The sequence below is a fragment of the Bradyrhizobium sp. C-145 genome, assembly GCF_023375135.1.
Lineage (GTDB): Bacteria > Pseudomonadota > Alphaproteobacteria > Rhizobiales > Xanthobacteraceae > Bradyrhizobium > Bradyrhizobium zhanjiangense.
The window spans coordinates 2,499,692-2,523,475 of the sequence record NZ_CP088150.1; the positions used below are offsets into that span (position 1 = coordinate 2,499,692).

A 23,784-nucleotide genomic window follows, 5' to 3' on the forward strand; every position below is an offset into this window, starting at 1 on the left:
TGCTTGTGGAGAACACCATGGCTGCAAACGCATTCGACACCGAGATCACCGAGACGGCCGAGGCCCTGATCGGGCCGTGGCGCCGGCCGCGCCAGATGCTGCAAGCGCAAACTTACGACGCGCACGCCTCGATCCATGACGACGCAACCGCACAGAAGCTCGGCTTCAAGGGCGGCACCATCGAGGGGCCCACGCATTTCAGCCAGTTCGCGCCGCTCGGGGAACGGCTGTGGGGACGCGCCTGGTTCGAAACGGGGTGCCTCTCCGCGCATTACCGCAGCGTCTGCTATGAGGGTGAGGAGGTGCAGGCGATCCTGTCGAAGCCGCTGCCTGCTACCCGCCAATGCCAGATCCAGATGGTCAAGCGCGATGGCACCGAGGTGCTGCGCGGCACAGCCTCGGTCGGCGAGCCGCACGCAGCGACCGCGCTCGAAGCACGCCTTGGCGAGCTCAAGCCGCTCGCCGATCCCGTGATCCTGCGCGACGTAAAGGTGGCGCAGACGAGCAGGCGGCAGACGGTGCGGATGGCGTTCGACCAGATCATGGGCGACCTCTATCCGTTCTCTCTCCGGCAGAAGCTCGCCGTGATTACCGAAAACTCGCCGTACTATTCCGGCACCGACAATCCGTGGCGCAAGCCTGTTATCCCGATGGAGATGCTGAGCGTGCTGTTCCAGTACCGCTCCAAGGACGATCCGCTGCCGGCCAAGGGCCCGGCGGTCGGCCTGTTCGCCGATCAGGAGATCAGGCTGGTGCGGGGGCCGCTCTTCGTCGATGAGGACTACGAGGTCGAGCGGGAGGTGGTCGCGCTCTCCGGCAGCCGCCGCACGGAGAGCGCCTGGGCCAAGACGCGTGTGTTCGACAAGGCGGGCACGATGGTAGCGACCATGCTGCTGAACATGGCGACGCTGAAGGAGTCGTATGCGCCGTATGAGGACGAGTATCGGCGGCTGTACGGGGCGGGAGGGTAAGGGGGCCGAGCGGTGGCACGGCGCTTGCAGAAGTTCCAGCAACGGGTGTTCTTGCAGAGGTTGGCATCATGCTGAACTCAACCAAACCGACAGGCGGCGTCATCAGCGCCGAGCCTGAGCCGATCAGGCTCGACTGGCCCGCTACCGCGCTCCTCATCATCGACATGCAGCGCGATTTTCTCGAGCCCGGCGGCTTCGGCGAGACGCTGGGCAACGACGTCAGTCAGCTCGGGCGCGCGGTGAAGCCGATCGGCGCGGTGCTAAAGGCCGCGCGCGACACTGGCATGCTGGTGATCCACACCCGGGAGGGCCATCTGCCTGACCTCTCCGACGCGCCGCCGGCGAAAGTCGAGCGCGGTGCGCCGTCGTTGCGCATCGGCGATCCTGGCCCGATGGGCCGCATCCTCATCCGCGGCGAGGCCGGCCACGACATCATTCCCGAGCTCTATCCGCTCGACAGTGAGATCGTGATCGACAAGCCCGGCAAGGGCGCGTTCTACGCCACCGAGCTCGGCGACGTCTTGGAAAAATACGGTATCGAAAACTTGCTCGTGTGCGGCGTCACCACGGAAGTCTGCGTCAACACCACCGTGCGTGAGGCCAACGACCGCGGCTATCGCTGCGTCGTCATCTCCGACGGATGCGCATCCTACTTTCCCGAGTTTCACGAGATGGGCCTGAAGATGATCAAGGCCCAGGGCGGCATCTTCGGCTGGGTCGCTAGCTCGGCCGCAGTCCTGGAGGCGATGAAGGCTTCGACGGCTTAGACGACGGCAAGTCCAGGCCGTTATCGCCTACGGCCGCACCGCGGGCGTCTCGATCGGCAGGCCGCGCCCTCGCGACATCAGATAAAGCTCGAGCGCGACAAGCTCGGGCGAACCGTAATCATAAGCCTGAGCGCGCACCCCGGTCATGCAGCTGCGCAACCGCCGCTCCAGCGAACCCAGCGTCTGCCATTCCAGGCGGTAGAGCGGATAGCCGGTCGGCTGTCCCTGCGTGATCGGCGCGCCGGCAAGGCGTTTGTCGAAATTGTCGTCATGGCAATTGGCGCAGGCGAGATTGAGCTGGCCCTCGCGCTGCATGAAGAGGTCGCGGCCCTGTTCGATGAAGGGTTTTACCTGCGGATCATCGCCAGCGGTGATCGGAACGCCGCGCGATTGATGGGCGACGAAGGCGGACAACGCCAGCAGGTCGCGGCTCTCATAGGGCAGCGGCGTCGCCTGCTGGTGATTGCCGCGACAGAGGTTGATGCGCTGGTCGAGCGTGACGGGACGGCCGAGCGCCTTGTCGAAAGCCGGATAGCGCGCCGCGACACCCTTCATGCTGCTACGTGCATCGCCATGGCAATCTGCGCAGGATTTTTCTGCACTGCCGGTCTTCTTTCCCCACAGTGCCTGACCGTCGAGCACGAACAGCATGCCCGGATTGGACGTATCGTCATCCTGCATCGCGCGCGTGTCGGGTCCCATGAAGGAATAGCCGGAGCGGCGCGCCTCGGGCGGGATTTCACCTGCGAGGAGGGCAGGGGCCGTCGCGGCCAGCGCCGCCACCGCTATCGCGCGCCAAGACTTCATTCGACGATGATCGATGCTGATGCGGTGGACGAATAGCCGTTGTCGCCGATCCATTCGAACTCGAACTTGCCGCTCTCCTTGGCCACCATGAAGAACGACAAATATGGATTCGCGGCGATCGCGGGAAAGAGATCGGCGCGAAAGATCTCGGCGCCGTTGTAGCGGCAGCTGAAGCTCGTGATGATGTCGCGCGGCACCAGCTTGCCGTCCGCGGTGTGGCGGAAGCCGGTCTCCATGATGTGCGAGGTCAGCGTGCGGATCTCGATGATCTCGCCGCGTTTGGCCTTTGCGGGAACGTTGATGAGGGCGGCCATCAGTTGATCTCCTCGGTGCAGGCGGCCAACGTCACGACGACGTCGGCGGCGACCTGCCAGAAGCTGTCGTCGGACAGACGCGCGATCGCCACCACCTTCTGGCTGTCGGCGAGCCGGATTCGGGTCGAGACCTGGGCCCGGCCGGACGAAGGGCCGAGATGGAAATTGCCGATGTTCGGCTGCGGGTTCTTCGCGTTGAAGACGTGGATGCTCTTGACGTAATCGTCCGCCGTCATCGGGCTTGCGACGCTCACCGTCATCGGCACCGTGTTGCCGTTCTCGACCAGCGGCGGGATGTCGAGCTTGACTTTGCCCGTGCGAATTTGTGCCTCACCGACGATATTGCGGATCGCGGTGGTGAGCATCGCGGGTGTCGCCTCGACCGGTCGCAGCGTCACGATCGGGATCGCGCCGGCGGCCGTCACGCTGCCGGCAAGGCTCAAGAATTGGCGTCGCGTGGTCGGCATGATCAGTCCTAGTCCCGAAGCGTTGCAAGAAAGGCCACGATGTCCTCGATCTCCGCAGCCGATAATATCGGCTTGCCGGCGAAACTGCGTCCAACACGCACGAGGTCATCCTTGCGATAGTAGGACGGCATGATGGTCTGCGGGTTGAAGCGCGACGCATCGACCAGCCGAAGCCGTAACTGGCTCGCCGTCCAGCGGTTCCCGGCACCGGTGAGATCGGGCGCAAGATCACCTTGGAAACGCGTTTCCGGGAAGGGACCGGAATGGCAGAGGATGCAAGTCGTCGTGCGTGCTAGCATCAGCGCGCGTCCGCGCGCGGCATCGCCCGGCGAGCCCGTGAGGGAAGCCGGAATGCCATCGCCGACGATTTTGTAAGGCACTAGGTCTTTGGCAGTCGCACCACCCGCAAGTGTAAGATTTGCTGCGACCAGCGCAGCGACAATCAATCGGTTGTGTGACGAGAAATCTAGCCGCGAGCTCCACTTACCTCTCCCGCTTGCGGGAGAGGTCGCGCCGAAGGCGCGGGTGAGGGCTCTTTCCTCTTCGGGGTTCTCGATTGTGTAGAAACCCTCTCCCCAGCCCTCCCCCGCAGGCGGGGGAGGGAGCGCACCGGATTGGTGGTGACAGCTTCGTCTCACCATTGCATTAGCCAAAACAATCCGCCGTAATGGTTTGAAACCAGTGCTCCGCCTCGGCTGCCTCGCGGGTGCGCAGCTCGCGCGGGGCATCGACCGGGCTGGTCGCGCCGCCTTCGACCTCGGCGAAGATGTCGCCTTTCGGCTGGTAGTTGCCGGCAAGCAAAAAGCCGTAGCCAGGTGCGACGGTGGTGTAGCAGACGCCCGTCAGCCGCGGCGCTTCCGGCGTGCGGCCCGCGAGCAAAGCGATGATCGCGGCGGCGCAAGCCTTGCCTTGCGCGCTTGCAGCGGAAGCCGATTTGGGAATGCCGCCGCCGAGGCAGGCGTCGCCGATGACGTGGATGTCTTTGACGAGCTTCGATTCGAAAGTGACAGGATCAATCGGGCACCAGCCGGTGGCATCCGCAGCGCCTGCGATCTCGGCAATGCGCCCGGCGCGCTGCGGCGGAATGACGTTGGCAACGTCAGGCGTGTAGTTGCCGAACTCGGTGACGATGGTCTTGCTCGCCGCATCGACCGAGGTGACGCGGCCGCCTTGCGACAGCGCGACGCGCTCGATCATGTCGCCGTAGAGCTCTTTCCAAGCTCTCTCGAATAGGCGCTGCTGGGAGAAGGCGTCCTTGGCATCGAGGATCAGGATTTTCGAGCGTGGCTTCGTGGTCTTGAGATAATGCGCGATCAGGCTGGCGCGCTCGTAAGGTGCCGGCGGGCAACGCGAGGGATTGGCCGGGATCGCAATCGCGACCGTGCCACCGTCCGCCATCGCCTCCAACTGCCTGCGCAGCAGCAGTGTCTGCGGACCAGCTTTCCAGGCGTGGGGCATCTTTTCCGACGCAGCGTCGTCGTAGCCGGGCAGAGCCTCGACATGGAAGTCGATACCGGGCGAGAGCACGAGACGGTCATAACCAAACGCTTCGCCATCGGCGGCCGTCACGCTGCGCTTTTGCGTGTCGATGGTCGTCGCAGCCTGAGCGACGACGCTGATGCCCTCGGCGGCGAGCTTATCGTAACCGAACTGCTGCGCTTCCATATCGCGCAGGCCCGCGATTACCTCGTTGCTGAAGGGGCAGGAGATGAAAGTCTTGTTCGGCTCGATCAGGGTAATCTGCAATTTCGCATCAGCGCGCTTGAGTGCGCGGGCGCAAGTCGCGCCGCCAAAGCCGCCGCCGACCACGACAATGCGGCCCGCCGCTTGCGCGCGCAGGATCGAAGGTGCGGCGAGCGATGTGGCCGCGGCGGTGATGCCGAGGATGGCATTCCGCCGTGTCACCGACGCGTTCATGAGTCTTGTCCGGAAAAATGCTGCGGCTGCCATTGTGGCAGCCGCAGCGCTCTCTTAAGCGAAGGTGATGTTCTGGTCGCGCAGCGGCACCGAGCGGATGCGCTTGCCCGTCGCCGCGAAGTAGGCGTTGAGCACCGCGGGCGCCGCGACGCCGATGGTCGGCTCGCCGACGCCGCCCCAGAACCCGCCGCTCGGCACCATCACCGTTTCCACTTTCGGCATCTCGTTGATGCGCATCGAGTTGTAGGTGTCGAAGTTGGTTTGCTCGATCTTGCCATCCTTGACGGTGCAGCCGCCGTAGAACAGCGCGGAGAGGCCATAGACGAAGGAGCCCGCGATCTGCCGCTCCACCTGCGCCGGATTGACGATATAGCCGGGATCGGTGGAGGCAACGATGCGATGCACCTTGATCTTGCTGCCGTCGGTCACCGAGATTTCGGCCGCGCCGGCGACGTAGCTGCCATAACCCATGACCTGGGCGATGCCGCGATAGACGCCCTGCGGTGCCGGCGTGGTCCAGCCGATCTTCTCGGCGACGGCATTGAGCACCGCGAGGTGCTTGGGGTGATTGCCCATCAGCTTGCGGCGGAATTCGAGCGGGTCCTGGCCAGCGGCCTGGGCCAGCTCGTCCATGAAGCATTCCATGTAGATCGCGTTGTGATTGACGTTAACGCCGCGCCAGAAGCCGGGCGGAACGTGCGGGTTGCGCATCGCATGCTCGATCAACAGGTTCGGCACTGAATAGCCGAACGCGGCCTCGCCGGATTGGGCGACGCCCTGGAATGCGGCCGGATCCATGCCGTTCTGCAGCGCTTCGGGGCGCAGCGAGAACAGGATCGACTGCCCGGACAGGCGGTAGTGCAGCGCGACCAGATTGTTGTTGGCGTCGAACGCGCCGGTCATCTTGCACTGGGTGATCGGATGATACCGGCCGTGCGCCATGTCCTCTTCGCGCGACCACAACAGCTTGATCGGTGTGCCCGGCATTTGCTTGGCGATCATGACCGCCTGACGGACATAGTCGGTCTGGCCGCGCCGGCCGAAGCCGCCGCCGAGCATCACTTTGTGCACGTCGCACTTTTCCGCCGGCAAGCCCGACGCCTCCAGCACCGCCGCGAAGGCCGCCTCGCCATTCTGCGTGCCGCACCAGACCTCACATTTGTCCGCCGTGTAGAGCGCGGTGGCGTTCAACGGCTCCATCGTGGCGTGGTTCTGGTAGGGATAGCTGTAGACGGCCTCGATCTTCTTGGCGGCACTGGCGATCGCGGCCTTCGCGTCGCCATTCTTGTTGCCGACATAGGCCGGCTGTGCGTCGTCGAGGCCTTCAGTCAGCCATTTCGCAATCGACTCGCTGGAGACCTTGGCGTTGTCGCCCTCATCCCAGACGATCGGCAGCGCCTCCAGCGCGGTCTTGGCGTGCCACCAGGTGTCGGCAACGACGGCGACCGCGGTGTCCCCGACCTTGACGACCTTCTTGACGCCCTTCATGCCGGAGATCTTGGACTCGTCAAAACTCTTCAGCTTGCCGCCGAACACCGGGCAGTCCTTGATCGCGGCGTTGAGCATGCCCGGCAGCTTGACGTCGATGCCGTAGGTCATGGCGCCGGTGGTCTTGTCGGCGGTGTCGAGCCGGTTCACGCCCTTGCCGATCAGCTTCCAGTCCTTCGGATCCTTCAGCTTGACGTCCGCCGGCGGCGTCAGCTTCGCCGCAGCCTCGGCGACCTTGCCGTAGGTCGTGGTCCTGCCCGAGGGCGTATGGGTGATGACGCTGTTCGCTGCCGTGCATTCGGATGCCGGCACTTTCCACGCATCGGCGGCGGCGTTGATCAGCATCACGCGCGCGGTGGCGCCGCCCTTGCGGACATAGTCCTGCGAGGAGCGGATGCCGCGGCTGCCGCCGGTCGAGAAATCGCCCCAGACACGCTTGCGGGCGACGCTCTGGCCGGGCGTTGGATATTCGGTCGTGACCTTGGTCCAGTCGCATTCGAGCTCCTCGGCGACGAGCTGGGCGAGGCCGGTCAGCGAGCCCTGGCCCATCTCGGAGCGGGCGATGCGGATCACGATGGTGTCGTCGGGCCGGACCACGACCCAGGCGCCGACCTCGGGCGAGCCGTCGGCGGCGCGGACCACGGCGGGGCCGCCGAAAGGAAGGTCGAAGCCGATTGCGAGACCGGCACCGACCGCGGCCGTGCCGATGACGAAGGCGCGGCGGTTGAGCCGCGGCGAAACATGCTTGTTCATGTGGGATTTCCTTACGCGCTTGCGATCGTGTGGATCGCCTCGCGCACCTGCTGGAAGGTGCCGCAGCGGCAGATATTGGTGATGGCCTCGTCGATGTCGGCGTCGGTCGGCTTCGGCTTCTCGTTCAAGAGTGCCGCGACCGCCATGATCATGCCGCTTTGGCAATAGCCGCATTGCGGCACGTCCTGGGCGATCCAGGCTTCCTGCACCTTGTGCAGCGAATTCCCGGATGCGAGCCCTTCGATCGTGGTGATCTTCTTGCCCTCGGCCTCGCTGACCGAAACGCCGCAGGAGCGCATCGCGACGCCGTCGATGTGAATCGTGCAGGCGCCGCATTGTGCAATGCCGCAACCATATTTGGTGCCGGTCAGGCCGGCATTCTCGCGGATCGCCCAGAGCAGCGGCGTATCCGGCTCCACGTCGAGTGTGAAGGTTTTTCCGTTGATTGTTAGGTTTGCCATCGCAAGTCCCCTGATTGGCCCAATCCACCGATTGAACTCAGCGGCGCAATGTGTCCGGCAAACTGGAACCGTTCAAATCAACAGTCCGCGGGGTGGCCGGGATGCATGGCCCTCCTGCTTGAAAGTATGGACCGGGGCGTTGTTTTGCCTCATCCCTTCTCAATCGATTCGGGTTGGCACCTCTTCCGTGGGCGCCAATCCACGGCTTGAGGCGACGTCCGGCCGTGAACGCTGGTTCCGGGCCGCATCGCCGCTGCACAGCGGCGACAGTTTGTCCCTTTTGCCGGGGTGCAAGACGCAGGCGCTTTGATACACTGCGCCGCCGCCAACAGGAGTTCCATGAACGTGCCGAGTCCCTGCAACGTGCTGATGCTCTACCCGCTGTTCTCGGCGGAGTCCTTCTGGACCTTTGGCGAATCCTGCAAAGTGTTGGGCGTCAAGCGCCCTGCCGCCCCTCTGGGCCTGATCACCGTTGCCGCGATGCTGCCCGAGAGCTGGACGGTCCGGCTGATCGATTGCAACACGGCGCCCCTCGGCGACGACGACCTCGCCTGGGCCGACGTCGTCTTCACCGGCGGAATGCTGCCGCAGCAGGCCGACACGCTGCGTCTGATCGAGCTCTGCCGCGCGGCGGGCAAGCCGGTGGTGGTCGGCGGGCCCGATCCCACCTCGAGCCCCCACATCTACGAGCGGGCCGACTTCCGGGTGCTCGGCGAGGCCGAGAGCGTCATCGACCAATTCATCACGGCCTGGGACAGCGGCGCACGGTCCGGCGTCTTCACCGCGCCGAAATTCCAGGCCGACGTCACCAAGACGCCGGTGCCCCGTTTCGACCTGCTCAAGTTCGACGACTACCTCTATCTCGGTGTGCAGTATTCCCGCGGATGTCCGTTCACCTGCGAGTTCTGTGACATCATCGAGCTCTATGGACGCGTCCCACGCACCAAGACGAACGAGCAGATCCTGCGCGAGCTCGATACGCTCTACCAAATGGGCTACCGGGGCCATCTCGACTTCGTCGACGACAATTTCATCGGCAACAAGAAGTCGCTGCGGCTGTTCCTGCCCCAGCTCGCCGAATGGCAGCGCGCCCACGGCTATCCGTTCGAATTCTCCACCGAAGCCTCGGTCAACCTCGCCGACGATCCGGAGCTCTTGGAGCTGATGGGGGCGGCCAATTTCTTCGGCATCTTCGTCGGCATCGAAAGTCCGGATCCGGCGACCCTGGTCGCGATGCGGAAGAAGCAGAACACCCGGCGCAACATCGCCGAGAGCATTCACAAGATCTACGCCGCCGGCATTCTCGTTACCGCGGGTTTCATCGTCGGCTTCGACAATGAGAAGGTCTCGATGGCGGAGTCCATGATCGAGTTCATCGAGGAGGCGGCGATCCCCGTCAGCATGGTCGGCCTGCTCTATGCCTTGCCGAACACGCAGCTGACGCGCCGACTGGAGCGCGAAGGCCGGCTCCACGCGGGCCACGATGTGGCGCCGACCATCGGCGCCGATCAGTGCACGGCCGGGATCAACTTCGATCCGGTGCGCCCGCTGCGCGACATCCTGATGGACTACAAGCGGGTGCTTGAGCACATCTACAGCCCGGCTGCCTATGCAGGACGCGTCGACCGCTTGATGACGCTGCTCGACCGCTCGCGGCAGCGCCACGAGCTCGCGGAAGGTGACATCCGCGCCAAGCTCGGCGCGATGGAGACGGTGCATCGTGTGGTCAGCGCCCTTCCCGAGGCGCGCGGGCCGCTGTGGCAGACCTTCATGAACTGCGCCAAGCGCGACACGTCATCGGCACGCATCGCCGTGCAGATGATCGCCGCCTACGCCCATCTCGGACCGTTTTCGCGCAAGGTCATCGCTGCCATCGATGAGCGCTTGGCGGCGCTGGACAACGAAACCGTCGCTTCGGCGACTGCCGACGTGACGGCGGCCTGACACCTGGCTTGAGCGGTTACTTCACTGCCAGTCGCAGGAAGCTCATTACGCTGCCGAGCGCGGCAAAGCCTGCGCCGAGCGCCAGCGCCAATGTCGCGCCGTCGTGGCCCGCGAGTGCGAAGCAGGCCGCGGCGAGCGCGGCGCCCGTGGTCTGGCCGGTCAGGCGCGCGGTGGCGACGATGCCGGAGGCGCTGCCGCTGCGATGCGGCGGCGCGCTCGACATCACCGCCTTCATGTTCGGCGCCTGGAAGAAGCCGAACCCCATGCCGCAGATCACCATCCGCCAGATGATGTCGGCAATGGCGGGATTGGCCGGCAGCATCGCGAGCAGCGCCATGCCGAGGCCGAGCAGCACGAGGCCGATGCCGCCGAGCAGGCCGACCGCGTGGCGGTCCGACAGGCGTCCGGCGATCGGCGCCATGATGCCGACCACCAACGGCCATGGCGTCATGAAGAAGCCGGTCTCGACCTGCGAGCGCCCGAGCACGTCCTCGAAGTAGAACGGCAGCGAGACGAAGGCGAGGCCCTGCACGGCAAAGGAGCAGACCGCCGTCGCCGCCGACAGCGCGAACATCGGCCGGCTGAACAGGTCGATCGGCAGCATCGGTGCGGGATGGTCGGCGTGGCGGCGCGTCAGGATGAAGCCGAGCGCGAGCGCCGAGACCAGCTCGATGCCCACGACCACCGGCGACAAATTGTGCGCGGCGCTGCCGATGCCGGTGATGAAAAGGCCGAGGCAGGCCGACGCCAGGATGGCGCCGAGAAAGTCAAAGCCGTGATCGGCGCGCGGTGTGTTCGGCAGCATCGCAAAGCCGATGCCGATCGCGACCAGGCCGAACGGGATGTTGACGGCGAACAGCCACGGCCACGGGCCGAGCGCGAGGATGGCGGAGGCGATCGAGGGTCCGAAGGTGAAGGCGGTCGCGACCACCAGCGCGTTGTGGCCGAAGCCGCGGCCCAGCATCCGGCCCGGATAGACGAAGCGCACCAGCGCCGTGTTGACGCTCATGATGCCGCTGGCCCCCAAGCCCTGCAGCGTGCGCGCGAGAAGCAGGCTGTCCAGCGACCACGCCACCGCGCAGAACAGCGAGGCGACGGTGAACAGGATCAGGCCGCCGAGATAGATGCGCTGGTGACCGACGATCTCGCCGAGCGCGCCGAGCGGCAACAGCGTCGCCACCAGCGCGATCTGATAGACGTTGACGACCCAGACCGATTGCTCCGGCGTGACATGCAAGTCGGCGGCAATCGCAGGCAGGGCGATGTTGGCGATCGCGGTGTCGAGCGAAGCCATCGCGAGCGCGGTGAAGATCGCCGCGATGGCCCAGCGCCGCTGCGCGGCCGGCACGCCATCGGACGTGGTGTGATCGGGCTCGCGCGCCGCGGCAGGTAACGTGATTGTCATTCTCTTATTGTCATTGCCTGGCGTGTTGCTCCGGCGGCGTGGCCAAAAGGGGCTTTCGGCATGTACTACGGCCGGGCGGCCTGCCACAGAGACAAGCACGCATGCAGTGTATGCGCGCCGTCCGCGGCTGTGCGCTCAGACAAAAAGTGCGAAAACAACCCCATGCACAGTAGAGATGGGCTTGATCGACAAGGGATTTTCAAACTGCACCCGGGATGACACCCGTCGTCGCCGCGACGTTGACACGTCGGGCAAAACACCGGCAAAATGCTATGCTGCCAGCGAGGGGTCACAAGGCCCGCATAGGTTCGCTTGAATGCGCGATGTCCGCTTCGCGAGCAAGTTCAGCGCATCCGCTCATCTCATCGCCACGCGCCCAACTGACCGGATGCTCGCTGTCGGCAACTGATCCGGACGACGTCAGCTCGTTGAGCTCATCGCGCCACCTCTCGCCCGTGTAGTCCAGGGCAGCGTCAGCGCCGAACCTGATCGCAAATCGTCGCTTGTCTGCGGTCGATGCCGCCGCGATCACCCGAGGTGCGGGCCTGCCTGTTATCTCGGTTGCGATGTGGCCGAGCGGCACATCTACTTCGCCGTTAGCCTATGAATTCGCACGACCGCGCCAGGAGAGGGGACCTCTTCCCTAACGGGAAGACAGAGCGCGCATTCATCTGTTGATGGCGATGTTGAACAGCGCGCCAGACCGCGGCGCGGCCTTCGAACTGGAGTTCCGTCGGGATGGACCAGACGTGCTTCGGCCGATGCTCCGGTGCCGGCCATGCCGTACCGGTTGATTTAATTTGACTTTTGCGCAGGGTCAAAATTATATAGTTAATATATTTAATTATTTAATCATTATAGACAGTTATTTCGATCTAAGCGTGTTCTGATCGAGGACTGTAACCATGCGAACAGGCCGGGCCATTCGCTCCATTGGAGTTGCTGTCGAGGGAGGCGTGATCCATGCGCCGACCAATTGAGACTGCACCGAGGAACGGAGAAGGCATCTGGGTGGAAGATGCGACCGGGGCTGTTGAGGTCGGCCATTGGTCATCGGAGGCAGGCAAATGGGTCTGGCAGGACGGCTCTCCAATCAATCCTGCGCCGACCCATTGGTGTCCCGTGATCGAGGATGTCGATCCCGAGGAGGAACGATCGGGCAGTTGGCTTGTGGCGGTGGCAATTTTTGTTCCCGTCATCCTCGTTGGGGCTTCCTTGCTCGGGGTGTTCGAGCCATTCCACCCGCAACCCTTTCCGGACATGACGCGCGCCGGCGACGAGAGCGCCCTCAGCCTCAATCAGCGGCCGGAAATCACGACCGGATCGCTAGCTCTCCTTCAGCGCGAAACGACCGGAGCCCTGATGCAGGCGGAGCCGGCAAGCGTGGTGCGACCCCAGCCGCGGCTGGACGAAGAGGCTCCGCGCATTGAAGCGCTCGCCAACGAGCTGGCCGAGGCGAACAGAGAGCTCGACGAGGCAGTCCAGCGCACGCAGACGGCGGAACTCGCCGGTGAGGAGCTGCGAAAATCACTTCAACAGGAGCAAGCCCACAGCGCCGAGCTCGCGAACGAACTTGCCGGAGCCCGCCGCGAGATCGACGCCGGTAAGGAACAATCCCGCAACGCGGACGATGTGGCCGCCCAGCAGAGAGAGGCGGCGGCGGGAGAGATCGCAGAACTGCAGCAGTCCCTGCAACAGGAGCGGCAAAGAAGCGGCCTCCTCGTGAAGCAGGCGAACACGGCGCAGGCAGCAGCGGCGAACGCGGAGCAAGAACGCCACGAGGCGCAGGCACGCGCCGCCGCACTCGCGAGCGAACTTGCCGGAATTCCTCGCGGATCGCTCATGGCGGAAGCTGCGGCCGCGGAACAAACGGAGGCGACGGAGCGGGAGATCGCAGAGCTGCGGCAGTCTTTGCAAGATGAGCAGCGGAAGAACGCCGACCTTGTCGCCGAGGCCAAAGCGGCGAAGGCGGCAATGGCCAATGCCGAACAACAACGTCGCGCTCTCGAAGAGGCCCAGGCGCACGCCGCCACGCTGGAAAGAGAACTCGCTGAAACGCGCCGTGAGATCGAAACCCGAAACGTGCAATTGCGCGAGGCGAACGATGCGACCTCGCAGCAGAGACAGGCCGCAGACCGAGAGATTGCTGAACTGCGGCAATCGCTGCAACAGGAGCGGAGCGCGACCGAAGCCAAGCAAAGAGACCGCGCATCGGCATGGGCCCCCACCGATGCGCGCCTTCCGGTGGAGCAAGCAAATGAAGCCCCGATCTTGCCGGCGACGCAGAACGCGGAAGTGACCGCAGCGGAGCCGCCGACAGCCGCAAACCAAAACGAGGCGGAGGCCCGATTGATCCCGCGCGCCAGGGCTTTGCTCGACCAGGGAAATATCGGTGCAGCGCGCATCGTCCTCGAGCTCGCGGCCGAGAAGGACATTGCGCAGGCAAGTTTCATGCTCGCGGAGACATATGATCCGGCGATTTTAGCCGCCTGGGGTACCTATGGAACGCGCGGCGAAGCGGCCAAGGCGCGTGAGCTCTACGCGAAAGCACACCGGGGCGGTATTCGCGAAGCGAAGGAACGGCTGGATGCGCTGCAGCGCTGAAAATGGGCTCGTTGCATTTCGGCGGGACGAAAGGTTGTGGTGGCTGATTCAGAAGGGAACGACATGAACAAGGCGCCAAAGTCACTCTCGTTGCTCCTGCTCACCTGGTTGGTGCCGGTTGCGATGATGCTTCAAACGGCCTGCTTGGAAGCGCAAACCGCGAGAAATACCAGGGCCGATGCTCAGCTCGTCCGACGGCCGCTCCCGCAAGAGAATGAAAAGGACCGGATGAATGCCTGGACGGTCGGGCTCGCCGGCGGCCTGCTCGAGGGCGCGCCGATCCGCCTCGCCGCCGAAATGGCGCGCGTCGTCGACGACGGAGCAGACCTGCATCTCCTGCCGATCGTCACCCGGGGCGCCACCGACAATCTGAATGCGCTGCTCTATTTGCGTGGCGTCGATACCGCCATCATCAATTCCGACGCGCTCGAAGAATATCAGGCTCAGGCACCGCAGATCCGAAGCCGCATCACGTATCTGCTCAATCTCTTTCCATCCGAGCTGCACATTTTCGTGCGACCGGAAATCGCGAGCCTGCAGGATCTTGCCGGCAAGAAGGTGAACTTCAATACCCTGGGCACCGCAGCTGCCTATTCAGGACCACTGATCTTCAGCCGTCTCGGCATCGACGTCGACAAGACATTCATTCCGCATCAGGTCGCCCTAGAACAGATGCGCAAAGGCGAGATGTCGGCCGTCGTGTTCATCACGTCGAAACCCGTCGACGCCTTCGTAAAGGGCCGCTGGGAGGCCGGATTCAAGTTCCTCCCGGTGCACTACGACAGGAAGTTCGAGGACTATTATCTGCCTGCGACCTTGGACCCCAATGAGTATCCCAATCTGATCAAGCAAGGCGAGCGGGTCTCGACCATCGCGGTGCCGACGGCGCTCGTTGCGTTCAACTGGCCGCCACGCTCCAATCGCTATCAACGTGTGGCACGCCTTGTCGAGTACCTGTTCTCGCGAATCGACCGCCTGCAGGCTCCGGGCTTCGATCCGAAATGGCGGTCGATCAATCTCGCGGCATCCGTTCCCGGGCTTACCCGCTTCCAAGCCGCGCAGGAATGGCTGGATCGCAAGGCGCGCAGCGTACAGGCGGGGCCATGAAGACTGCCGCTCCTCGGCTCGCCGTCGCCTTGAATGTCGCCTGCGGAATCGCTTACGCGCAAAACACTGGCGATCCCATGGAAACACTTCGGGCTTGTTCGGCGATGGAGGGGCAAGCCCGGCTGGAATGTCTGCAAGACTTATCACGTAAGATCCCACCGCCAAGTCGGCGGGGGGCAGATGACGCCTGGCTGGTCAGCGAGACCACTTCGCCGGTGGATTATCTGCCGATCGTCACCGCCACCACCTCATCCGTTAGCGGCTCTGATGGCGCCGCGATGCAACTCGCAATCCACTGCCGCAGAGGCCGCACGGAAGTCGTAGTCACCGGACCGGCGCTGTCACGCAGTGCCAACGAATACGTCATCTCTTTTCGGCTGAATGCGGATACGCCAATGCAACTCACGGCATCGTCGCCCTCATTCGGCTCCGGAGTCGCTTTCGGGGGCGACGTCGTAAAGTTGCTAAGCTCGCTACCCGACGACGGTCACATCGTTGTGCGCCTTTTCACCCGCGCTGGTCCGGTGCAAGACGGACAATTCCTGCTCAGCGGATTCGAAAATGTGCGCAAGAAAATGGCGGCTGCATGCAAATGGCCCCATGCCGTCGCCAGACCAGCAAGGTGATGGGCAGGGAAAATGGGAGATACGAGATGATCAATCCAAAATGGGCGATGGCAGTCATCAGCGGACTGGCGATGCTGCTTCTGATCGGACAAAGCGCGCAGGCGCAGCAGGACAATCAGTTGATTCCGCAGGCGCGTGAGAAGAGCCAAGCGAGCAACCCGAAGCATCCGGCTCGACAGAAGCAGGTGAGCAAGCCGGCGATCAAGCAGGAAGCTGCGAACAACACGAAGATGGCTGAGGCGACGAAAGCCGAGAGCGCCAAGAAGCCGCATCGGCTGATCCTGCAGGTTAACTCCAACGAACCTGCGATGATGAACCTCACACTCAACAATGCGACCAACGTCGCGCAATACTATCGCGATCTCGGTGAACCAGTGTCGATCGAGGTCGTCACTTTCGGTCCCGGCCTTCACATGCTGCGCGATGACACCTCGCCGGTAAAGCCGCGCATCGAGGTGCTCGCGATGGGCCATCCCGAAATCTCCTTCAAAGCCTGCGGCAACACCCAGGAAAACATGCGCAAGGCGGAGAACAAGGACATCAACCTGATTCCACAAGCCACGGTCGTCAAATCCGGTGTCGTCCGCGTCATGGAGCTGCAGGAACAGGGCTGGAGCTACGTCAAACCGTGAGGTCCGGCGGCGAACCGGACATGGCGTGCCTTTCTCGGGCCGACCGGATTCGGGCCAGGGGAATCGCATATGGTGTCCACGCTGCGGCGGCATCCGCACTGGGCTCCCTCTCCCGCTTGCGGGGGAGGGCTGGGGTGGGGGGTATCTCCGCGGCGGGATTGTCGAAAAATGCGGAGCTGTCCCTGGGCGGCAAGAGCCCTCACCCGCCGCGCTCTGCGAGCGCGTCGGCCTCTCCCGCAAGCGGGAGAGGCGGAGCAAGCCCGCGAAAAGTCCTCCTAAAATCCATATGCGATAGCCCTGGGATTCGGGAGTCCGCCTCCTAGAACTGATACCGCCTTAGTCCCCCGTCCACCGGGATCACCGTACCCGTGATGTAGCGCGCCACCGGTGAGGCCAGGAACACTGCGAGCGCCGCGAGATCCTCCGGCTCCCCCCAATAGCCGACTGGGATCTCTTCCTCCGCGAAGCGCTCGCGATAATCCGGCGGGTAGTTGCGGCGGATCTGCTCGCTCATGATGCGGCCGGGCGGGATGCAGTTGATGGTGATGCCGTGCGCGCCGATCTCGCGCGACAAGCCCTTGGCCCAGGCGTGCACGGCGGCTTTCGCGGCGAAGGCGGCGTTGAGGCCTTCCGGCTCGGACTTTCCGGTGATGTTGACGATGCGGCCCCATTTGCGTTCGATCATCTGCGGCAGCAGCGCATGCGCGATGCGGCGGTAGCTGGTGAAATTCAGCGCGATCGCCTCGTCCCATTTGCTGTCGGGTGCATCGACGGGGAGGGGACGGCTGCCGCCGGCATTGTTGACGAGGATGTCGACATGGCCAAGCTCCTTGATTGCAAACGCCGCGATCCTCTCCGCCGCGTCCTTCGCCATCACGTCCTGCTCGAACGGCGTTATCAGCCCGCCGCCGACCTCTTTCACCAGCTCGGCGAGCAGATCGGTCCGCCGCGCGACGCCAACGACGCGCACGCCTTCGGCAGCAAGGCCCTTGGCGATGGCGCGGCCGATGCCGATGCTTGCGCCCGTGACGACTGCGGTTTTCGATTTGAGCCCGAGGTCCATGGTCACACGCTCTCTTGTTGTTCTTGGCTGTTGCTTTCGTTTCCTGCCGCGTCCCGCGGGCTTTGCGAATTGCCCGACCGGGACGAGCAGTGGTAACCAAGAGCTTCGGCGAAGGAAACACGAAAAAGAAAAGGCAGAGATGATGGTCTGGGATCCGCAGCAATATCTGAAGTTCTCCGGTCACCGGCTCCGGCCCGCCGTCGACCTGTTGATGCGGATTCCGGATTTCGGCCCACGCGCGATCGCCGATCTCGGCGCCGGCGCCGGCAATGTGACAAAACTGATCAGGGAGCGCTGGCCGGAGGCCGCCGTGACCGGCGTCGAGGGTTCGGCCGAGATGGTCGCGGCCGGCCGCAAGGCCGCGCCCGACGTGGAATGGTCGCATGAGGACCTCGGCCATTGGCGTCCCGCGAAGCGGTATGACTTGATCTATTCCAATGCCGCACTGCACTGGCTGCCCAATCACGCGGCACTGTTTCCGTCGGTGATGGAGAAGGTGACGCGTGGGGGCATGCTTGCGGTGCAGATGCCGCGCAATTTTACCGCGCCGTCGCATGTGCTGATCGGCGAGACCGCGCTGAACGGTCCCTGGCGGTCCAAGGTTGAGCATCTCGTCACCCCGCCGCCGGTCGAAGGGCCGGCCTTCTATCACGACCTGCTCGCGCCGCTCTCGCAGAATATCGACATCTGGGAAACTGAATATCTGCAAGTGCTCGAAGGCGAGAACCCGGTGAAGGAATGGACCAAGGGGACCTGGTTGACGCGCTATCTCGATGTCTTGCAGGGTGATGAGAAGGCTGCGTTCGAAGCCGCCTATGGGATGCGGGTCGCAAAGGCCTATCCGAAGAATGCGGCGGGGCAGACGCTGTTCCCGTTCCGGCGCCTCTTCATAGTCGCCCAGCGCAAAAACTGATGGCACTGCCGCAATGCGGCAAAAGCGCTCGTTTCCTTGGACTGAAGCGGGTGCCGGGTTGCGCGTCCGGCAGCGGTCAAGTTAGCTTGGCTGCGGCAAATTGGGCTTAGGTCTAGTTGTTCGGGTGGCGGATTGCTGCCACTACTGACCTGAAAAACAAAAAGACCCAGTTTAGACAGGTTGTTGGGAGGTTACTTTATGCGCAAGCTGCTTCTTGCAGTCGCCGCCGCGGCTATTCTCTTGGCCCCTGCCGTCGCCCAGGCTCAGAATCCCATCGTCATCAAGTTCAGCCACGTCGTCGCCAACGACACCCCGAAGGGCAAGGGCGCGCTGAAGTTCAAGGAGCTCGCCGAGAAATACACCGACGGCAAGGTTAAGGTCGAAGTCTACCCGAACTCCACGCTCTACAAGGACAAGGAGGAGATCGAGGCACTTCAGCTCGGTTCGGTGCAGATGCTCGCGCCGTCGACCGCTAAATTCGCGCCGCTCGGCATCAAGGAATTCGAGGCGCTCGACCTGCCCTGGCTGTTCAGGGATGAACAGACCTACGCCAACGCGATGAAAGGCACGGTCGGCAAATGGCTGTTCCAGAAGCTCGAGGCCAAGGGCATCACCGGGCTCGCTTATTGGGACAACGGCTTCCACATGCTCTCCGCCAACCGCCCCTTGCTGAAGCCGACCGATTTCCAGGGGCTTAAATTCCGCATCTCCGGATCGAAGATCGCCGACCAATATCTTCGCATCATGGGTTCGATCCCGCAGATCATGGCGTTCTCCGAAGTCTACCAGGCGCTGCAGACGGGCGTGGTCGACGGCTGCGAGAACACGGCGTCCAACTACCTGACGCAGAAGTTCTACGAGGTGCAGAAGGACATCACCGTGTCCTATCACGCGCATCTGCAATATGCCGTCATCGTCAATGCGAAATTCTGGTCGGGCCTGCCGCCCGACGTCCGCACCCAGCTTGACAAGGCGATGGCGGAGGCGACCGACTACACCAACTCGATCGCGCGCCAGGAGAACGAGGACGCGCTGGCCGAGATCAAGAAGACGGGCAAGACCAATCTGCATTATCTCACCGACGCCGATCGCAAGGCGTGGCAGGAGGCGATGCAGCCGACCTACAAATGGGCGAAGGGACGGGTCGGGCAGGAGGTGCTCGATCTCCTCGCCAAGGAACTCGACGTCAAGATGAACTGACGGCCGCGCCCTACTAAGAACAACAACAACGGTCGGGGGTGATCGCACTCCCGGCCGTTTCGCTCTTGAATGGACGAGCCAATGCTGGGGGGACCAAGTTGCTGCGTGTGCTGAACCGGGTGCTCGATCATCTCGAGGAATGGCTGATCGCGACGATGATCGCGGCTGCGACGTCGCTCATCTTCGTCGCGGTGCTGCATCGTTACGGCGCCGGCCTGTCGATCGATATCGCCAGATGGGCGGAAGCCCGCAATCTGGCCTTCCTCGCCGTTCCCGCGCGCGCGACGTTCAGCTGGCTTGCCTCGCTCGACCTGTCCTGGGCGCAAGAGCTCTGCATCTACATGTTCATCTGGATGGCGAAGTTCGGCGCCGCCTACGGCGTGCGCACCGGCATCCATGTCGGCGTCGACGTGCTCGTCAACATCCTTCCGGGCGGATCGCGCCGCCGCGTCATCACCTTCGGGCTGTTGTGCGGCGCGCTCTTCACCGCCATCGTGAGCTATTTCGGCGCCGCGTTCGTCAGCCAGATGTGGCAGACCGGCCAGCAGTCGAACGATCTCGAAGCGCCGATGTGGGTGGTGTATCTCACCATCCCGCTCGGCTCCGGCTTGATGTGCTTCCGCTTCCTCCAGGTCGCGTGGTCGTTCTACCGCACCGGCGAGCTGCCGCATCACGACATGGCGGGCGTCGAGGGCGTCGAGGCGGACCCGGTGCATCCGGCCCCGGTCACACCCAGCCAGGTCGTCCGGGACGAGCGCAGCCCGCTCGGCTGGATCCTGATGCTGCTGCCGGTCCTGATCGTCGCCCTGTGCTTTGCGCATGCCGGCCACGTCATCACGCTGCCGCATGGCCTGCGCGTCGTCATCGTGTTCGCACTTCTGCTCTCGTTGATGCTGACGGGCATGCCGATCTCGATCGCGCTGGGTCTCACCGTGCTCAGCTTCATGTTCACGCTGACCGATGTGCGAACGGAATCGGTGGCGCTGAAGCTGTTCACCGGCATCGAGAATTTCGAGATCATGGCGATCCCGTTCTTCATCCTTGCCGGCAACTTCCTGACCCATGGCGGCGTGGCGCGCCGGATGATCACGTTCGCGACCGCGCTGGTCGGCCATTGGTACGGCGGTCTCGCTTTGTCGGGCGTGGTCGCTTGCGCGCTGTTCGCGGCAATTTCCGGCTCGTCGCCGGCGACCGTGGTGGCGATCGGTTCGGTGATCCTGCCTGCGATGGTCGCGCAAGGGTTTCCGAAGCGGTTCGGGGCGGGGGTGATCACGACATCGGGCTCGCTCGGCATTCTCATTCCGCCGTCGATCCCGATGGTTCTCTACGCCGTCTCCACCAACAGCTCGGTCGGCAAGCTCTTCATCGCCGGCATCGTGCCGGGATTCGTCCTCGCAACGCTGCTCGGCGCCACAACGTTCTATCGTGCCTGGCGCAACGACTATCCGCGGATGCCGAAGGCCACGTTCCTCCAGCGTCTGGATGCGTTCCGCAAGTCGATCTGGGGCATCCTGCTGATCGTGATCGTGATCGGCGGCATCTACAGCGGCTTGTTCACGCCGACCGAAGCTGCGGCCGTCAGCGCGGTCTACGCCTTCATCGTCGCGGTGTTCATCTACAAGGATCTGAAGCTGCGCGACGTGCCGCGGGTGCTGCTGTCATCGGCGAACCTTTCGGCGATGCTGCTCTACATCATCACCAACGCCGTGCTGTTCTCGTTCCTGATGACCTACGAGAACGTGCCGCAGGCGCTGGCGCAATGGATGATCGACCAGGGCTTGGGGTGGATCGGCTTCCTGCTCGTCGTCAATCTGTTGCTGCTGCTGGCGGGCAACGTGATGGAGCCGTCCTCGATCATCCTGATCATGGCGCCGATCCTGTTTCCGGTCGCGGTCAAGCTCGGCATCGACCCGATCCATTTCGGCATCCTGATGACGGTCAACATGGAGGTCGGGCTGTGCCATCCGCCCGTCGGCCTCAATCTCTACGTCGCCTCAGGCATCGCCAAGATGGGCATCACCGAGCTCACCGTCGCGGTGTGGCCTTGGCTGTTGACCATGCTGACGTTCCTGGTGATCGTGACCTATTGGCCCGGCCTGTCGTTGTGGCTGCCGACGCTATTGGGGATGTAGCCGGCTTAACCTCGTCTCGTTCTGGGGAGAGGGCAAATCGTAGCCCGGATGGAGCGCAAGCGTAATCCGGGACTTTCCCGCGTCTGGATCGAAATCCCGGATTGCGCTTCGCTCCATCCGGGCTACGGTTCGCTCCTTCCTCCGATGGCAATCAACCGCAAGATGCGGTTAGATGGCCGCGACAGGCCCGAGAACAGATATGACAGAACACAGCAGCGAGCCGAAAAGCGCAACGCCGTCCGTCATCGCGCAACACGAGGCCATGCTGAACGCGCTGCCGTTCTCCGACACGCGGGATTTCGACGATGCGGCGCGCGGCTTTCTCGGCACGATCGAGAACGCGACGGTCACACATCCGCAGGGGCGGACGGTCTGGAGCCTTGCGCCCTATGGCTTCCTCGCCGAGCAAGAAGCGCCGCCCACGGTCAATCCGAGCCTGTGGCGGCAGTCGCGGCTCAACATGCATCACGGCCTGTTCGAGGTCGTGCCGGGCGTCTATCAGGTGCGCGGGCTCGACATCGCCAACATGACGCTGATCGAGGGCGACAGTGGCGTCATCGTCGTGGATACCCTGACCTCGATCGAGGGCGCGCGCGCCGCGCTCGATCTTTACTTCAGGCATCGTGGCAAGCGCCCGGTCGCGGCCGTCATCTTCACGCACACCCACACCGATCATTGGGGCGGCGCGCGCGGCGTGCTGGAGGAGGATGCGCTGGCGACTAGCCGCGTGCCGATCATCGCGCCGAACCTGTTCATGGAGCACGCCGTCTCCGAGAACATCATCGCGGGACCGGCGATGCTGCGCCGGGCGCAGTACCAGTTCGGCCCGTTCCTCGCCAAGGGCGCGCGCGGGCAGGTGGATTGCGGCCTCGGCAAGTCGATGGCGGCAGGCTCGGTCGCGCTGCTGCGCCCGACCGATTTGATCATGGCCACCGGCGAGAGGCGCGTCATCGACGGCGTCGAGTTCGAATTCCAGATGGCGCCGAACAGCGAAGCACCGGCGGAGATGCATTTCTTCGTCCCGCGCTACAAGCTCCTGAATCTCGCCGAGAACTGCACCCATAATTTCCACAATCTGCTGCCGTTCCGCGGCGCCGACGTGCGCGACGCGCTGGCCTGGTCGAAATATCTGGGCGAGGCCCTGCTGCTCTGGGACGGCAAGGCCGAGGCGATGTGCGGCCAGCATCACTGGCCGGTGTGGGGGAGGGATCGGATCGGCACCATGATCCGGCAGCAGCGCGACCTCTACAAATTCGCGCACGACCAGACCATCCGCCTGATGAACCACGGCCTCACCGCCGCCGAGATCGCCGAGACGATCCAGCTGCCGAAGAGCCTGGAGGCCGCCTGGCACGGCCGCGGCTATTACGGCCACATCCGGCATAATGTGAAGGCGATCTACCAGAAATATCTCGGCTGGTACGACGCCAATCCGGTCAATCTCGACCCGCTGCCGCCAGTGGAGTCAGGCAGGAAGTATGTCGAGTACATGGGTGGCGCGGATGCCATTCTGGCGCGGGCGCGGACGGATTTCGACAAGGGCGAGTTTCGTTTCGTCGCGCAGGCGCTCGGCCATCTCGTCTTCGCCGAGCCGGACAATCAGGCGGCGCGCGCGTTGCTGGCGGATACGCTCGAGCAGCTCGGTTATGCCGCCGAAAGCGCGACCTGGCGCAACGCCTATCTGTTCGGCGCCCAGGAATTGCGCCAGGGCATGCCGAAGGTGTCGGCGCGCCCGCCGATGCCGCGCGAGACGCTGGCCGCATTGTGCACCTCGCAGCTCTGGGACGTGCTCGGCATTCGCCTCAACGGCCCGAAAGCGGAAGGCAAGCACATCGTGCTGAACTGGCGTTTTTCCGACACCGGCGAGACCTTCGTTCTCAATTTGGAGAACTCTGCGCTGACCTACACCGAGGGCGCGCAGGCGGACGGCGCCGATGCCAGCTTCACGCTGGCGCGCTCGACGCTCGACGAAGTCATCGCGAAACAGACCAGCTTTCCGGAGGCGGTCGCCGCCGGCAAGGTCAAGCTCTCCGGCAATCCGATGCGGCTCGCCGAGCTGATGGGCCTGATGGACGAATTTCCGCGCATGTTCGAGATCGTCGAGCCGAAGCGGGCGGGGGTGGTGTAGGGCGCCGTTGACGACTTCTTCCCTTCTCCCCTTGTGGGAGAAGGTGGCGCGAAGCGCCGGATGAGGGGTCTCTCTCCGCGAAGAG

Annotated in this window: 20 protein-coding genes and 1 pseudogene; 12 read left to right on the plus strand and 9 right to left on the minus strand. The window is 63.9% G+C overall.

Features of this window, described 5'->3' with window-relative positions; translation table 11 throughout:
- Positions 1-17: 17 nt before the first annotated feature.
- Together LRP30_RS11525 and LRP30_RS11530 are read left to right on the plus strand one after the other, a co-directional pair.
- Entirely contained in the window at positions 18-971 is a 954-nt protein-coding gene (locus LRP30_RS11525) for a hypothetical protein (protein WP_249760377.1), read from the plus strand.
- Between the two features lie 68 nt (positions 972-1,039).
- A complete protein-coding gene (locus LRP30_RS11530; protein WP_249760378.1) occupies positions 1,040-1,738 on the plus strand; it encodes an isochorismatase family cysteine hydrolase in 699 nt (232 codons plus the stop codon).
- A gap of 27 nt (positions 1,739-1,765) precedes the next feature.
- Here LRP30_RS11530 and soxA read toward each other — a convergent pair whose 3' ends face one another.
- From soxA to LRP30_RS11565, 7 genes are all read right to left on the minus strand, one after another.
- Positions 1,766-2,545 carry a sulfur oxidation c-type cytochrome SoxA gene (gene soxA, locus LRP30_RS11535; protein WP_249760379.1) on the minus strand — a complete coding sequence of 260 codons (780 nt, stop codon included), beginning with the start codon at positions 2,543-2,545 and terminating at the stop codon, positions 1,766-1,768.
- Complete coding sequence (gene soxZ / locus LRP30_RS11540; RefSeq protein WP_249760380.1) at positions 2,542-2,859, minus strand: thiosulfate oxidation carrier complex protein SoxZ; 318 nt, start codon at positions 2,857-2,859, stop codon at positions 2,542-2,544. Before soxZ ends, soxA begins: the two co-directional genes overlap by 4 nt.
- Positions 2,859-3,326: a SoxY-related AACIE arm protein gene (locus tag LRP30_RS11545; protein WP_249760381.1), complete on the minus strand. Its 468-nt coding sequence runs from the start codon at positions 3,324-3,326 to the stop codon at positions 2,859-2,861. The genes soxZ and LRP30_RS11545 overlap by 1 nt, the downstream gene beginning before the upstream one ends.
- A gap of 8 nt (positions 3,327-3,334) precedes the next feature.
- A complete protein-coding gene (soxX, locus tag LRP30_RS11550; RefSeq protein ID WP_249760382.1) occupies positions 3,335-3,772 on the minus strand; it encodes a sulfur oxidation c-type cytochrome SoxX in 438 nt (145 codons plus the stop codon).
- Positions 3,773-3,971: 199 nt separating this feature from the next.
- Positions 3,972-5,243 (minus strand): NAD(P)/FAD-dependent oxidoreductase, encoded by a 1,272-nt coding sequence (locus LRP30_RS11555; RefSeq protein ID WP_249760383.1) that lies wholly within the window; start codon positions 5,241-5,243, stop codon positions 3,972-3,974.
- Positions 5,244-5,297: 54 nt separating this feature from the next.
- Positions 5,298-7,484, minus strand: a complete 2,187-nt coding sequence (locus tag LRP30_RS11560; protein ID WP_249760384.1) for a molybdopterin cofactor-binding domain-containing protein — start codon at positions 7,482-7,484, stop codon at positions 5,298-5,300.
- 11 nt (positions 7,485-7,495) lie between these two features.
- A complete protein-coding gene (locus LRP30_RS11565) occupies positions 7,496-7,945 on the minus strand; it encodes a (2Fe-2S)-binding protein (protein ID WP_128935233.1) in 450 nt (149 codons plus the stop codon).
- Positions 7,946-8,284: 339 nt separating this feature from the next.
- Between LRP30_RS11565 and LRP30_RS11570 the strand changes: the two genes are divergently transcribed.
- Positions 8,285-9,889: a radical SAM protein gene (locus tag LRP30_RS11570; RefSeq protein ID WP_249760385.1), complete on the plus strand. Its 1,605-nt coding sequence runs from the start codon at positions 8,285-8,287 to the stop codon at positions 9,887-9,889.
- Positions 9,890-9,905: 16 nt separating this feature from the next.
- Here LRP30_RS11570 and LRP30_RS11575 read toward each other — a convergent pair whose 3' ends face one another.
- Positions 9,906-11,294, minus strand: coding sequence for an MFS transporter (locus tag LRP30_RS11575; RefSeq protein WP_249760386.1), 1,389 nt, complete (start codon positions 11,292-11,294; stop codon positions 9,906-9,908).
- A 1,011-nt stretch (positions 11,295-12,305) separates the two neighbouring features.
- On the opposite strand from LRP30_RS11575, the gene LRP30_RS11585 reads away from it, so the two are divergent.
- The 4 genes from LRP30_RS11585 to LRP30_RS11600 all read left to right on the plus strand — a co-directional run bounded on the left by LRP30_RS11585 (position 12,306) and on the right by LRP30_RS11600 (position 16,263).
- Complete coding sequence (locus LRP30_RS11585) at positions 12,306-13,898, plus strand: hypothetical protein (protein ID WP_249760387.1); 1,593 nt, start codon at positions 12,306-12,308, stop codon at positions 13,896-13,898.
- Between the two features lie 228 nt (positions 13,899-14,126).
- Positions 14,127-15,005 (plus strand): TAXI family TRAP transporter solute-binding subunit, encoded by an 879-nt coding sequence (locus LRP30_RS11590; RefSeq protein ID WP_338025574.1) that lies wholly within the window; start codon positions 14,127-14,129, stop codon positions 15,003-15,005.
- Positions 15,002-15,631, plus strand: coding sequence for a hypothetical protein (locus tag LRP30_RS11595; RefSeq protein WP_249760388.1), 630 nt, complete (start codon positions 15,002-15,004; stop codon positions 15,629-15,631). The genes LRP30_RS11590 and LRP30_RS11595 overlap by 4 nt, the downstream gene beginning before the upstream one ends.
- Before the next feature lie 26 nt (positions 15,632-15,657).
- On the plus strand, positions 15,658-16,263 hold the full coding sequence (locus LRP30_RS11600) for a hypothetical protein (RefSeq protein WP_249760389.1): 606 nt from the start codon (positions 15,658-15,660) through the stop codon (positions 16,261-16,263).
- A 319-nt stretch (positions 16,264-16,582) separates the two neighbouring features.
- Here the strand turns inward: LRP30_RS11600 and LRP30_RS11605 are convergent, their stop codons facing one another.
- Positions 16,583-17,326 carry an SDR family oxidoreductase gene (locus LRP30_RS11605; protein WP_091892681.1) on the minus strand — a complete coding sequence of 248 codons (744 nt, stop codon included), beginning with the start codon at positions 17,324-17,326 and terminating at the stop codon, positions 16,583-16,585.
- A gap of 142 nt (positions 17,327-17,468) precedes the next feature.
- On the opposite strand from LRP30_RS11605, the gene LRP30_RS11610 reads away from it, so the two are divergent.
- The 5 genes and pseudogenes from LRP30_RS11610 (at position 17,469) to LRP30_RS11630 (ending at position 23,699) form a co-directional block, all read left to right on the plus strand.
- Positions 17,469-18,239, plus strand: coding sequence for a methyltransferase domain-containing protein (locus LRP30_RS11610; protein ID WP_346016235.1), 771 nt, complete (start codon positions 17,469-17,471; stop codon positions 18,237-18,239).
- Between the two features lie 198 nt (positions 18,240-18,437).
- Positions 18,438-19,439, plus strand: coding sequence for a DctP family TRAP transporter solute-binding subunit (locus LRP30_RS11615; protein WP_249760391.1), 1,002 nt, complete (start codon positions 18,438-18,440; stop codon positions 19,437-19,439).
- Between the two features lie 353 nt (positions 19,440-19,792).
- Positions 19,793-20,023, plus strand: a pseudogene (locus tag LRP30_RS45220) (TRAP transporter small permease); the annotation flags it as partial.
- A 267-nt stretch (positions 20,024-20,290) separates the two neighbouring features.
- On the plus strand, positions 20,291-21,571 hold the full coding sequence (locus tag LRP30_RS45225) for a TRAP transporter large permease subunit (RefSeq protein ID WP_245471180.1): 1,281 nt from the start codon (positions 20,291-20,293) through the stop codon (positions 21,569-21,571).
- Between the two features lie 199 nt (positions 21,572-21,770).
- Positions 21,771-23,699, plus strand: coding sequence for an alkyl sulfatase dimerization domain-containing protein (locus LRP30_RS11630; RefSeq protein ID WP_249760392.1), 1,929 nt, complete (start codon positions 21,771-21,773; stop codon positions 23,697-23,699).
- Positions 23,700-23,784: the final 85 nt, after the last annotated feature.